Genomic DNA, 878 nt, shown 5'->3' with positions numbered 1-878 from the left:
TGATAGAGCCGTCCGATGTCGAGTGAAAATCATTACTATGGATATGTTTAGTCCTTATTATACCTTGTCTAAACAGCTTCGCTTTCGAATTTCTAGGCTCAGGCTGAAACAGTCTCCCAGACTGTTTCACTCCCGAATGCAAAAATCGTTCTGGATCGCTTTCACCCTTCCTTATTATATTTCTAAACTCAGGCTAAAACAGTCCACTGGACTGTTTTACTCCAACACTTAAGCCGTGCTATGAGTCGTGTGCGTGTTCAAATTATGAATCAGTTTGATCGAAAATCCCATGAATACAAGGCTATTAAGCGCTACTGGAAACTCATCCAACAGGATAGTCGCAAACTCAGCGATAAGCGATTTTATCGCCCTACTTTTCGGATGCACTTGACGAATAAAGAGATTCTAGACAAGCTTTAGAACTATTCAGAAGACTTGAAACACCACTATAATCTCATCAAACTTATCAAGCGCAATGCCTTTGGTTTTCGGAACTTTGAAAACTTCAAAAAACGGATTTTTATCGCTCTGAACATCAAAAAGAAAGGACGCAATTTGTCCTTTCTCGAGATTAGCTTTTTTTCAACCCACTACAGTTGACAAAGAACCTGAAAAAACCGAATCATGATAAATCATAGATTCGGGATAACTTTATATCTTTTTATAAATCTTGTTACTAGCTTTTCTTCTCATAGACTCTCAGCAGAGATTCTATTTTATAACTAGTCGAAAAAAGGGAACACACAGTTCCCTCAGATTGAAGACAAAGTCCTTAGAACACAAGTTTCTAAGGGCTTTTCTTTGTGTAAAGTCGTATAATAGAGGTAAGAAGAGTTGTGAGGTAATCCCTATGTTTCACAAAGAAAAACCTGATTATA

The 878-nt window shown here is 37.5% G+C and carries 1 pseudogene; it reads left to right on the top strand.

Going from position 1 to position 878, the window contains the following annotated elements:
• Positions 1-575 (top strand): annotated as a pseudogene (locus QM959_RS09525) (hypothetical protein); the annotation flags it as partial.
• Between the last annotated feature and the right edge of the window lie 303 nt (positions 576-878).

Origin of the sequence: Streptococcus mitis, from assembly GCF_047459985.1 — a bacterium.
Lineage (GTDB): Bacteria > Bacillota > Bacilli > Lactobacillales > Streptococcaceae > Streptococcus > Streptococcus mitis_DZ.
Note: the sequence above shows the minus strand (reverse complement) of the source record. Positions and strands in the feature narration are given on the sequence as shown.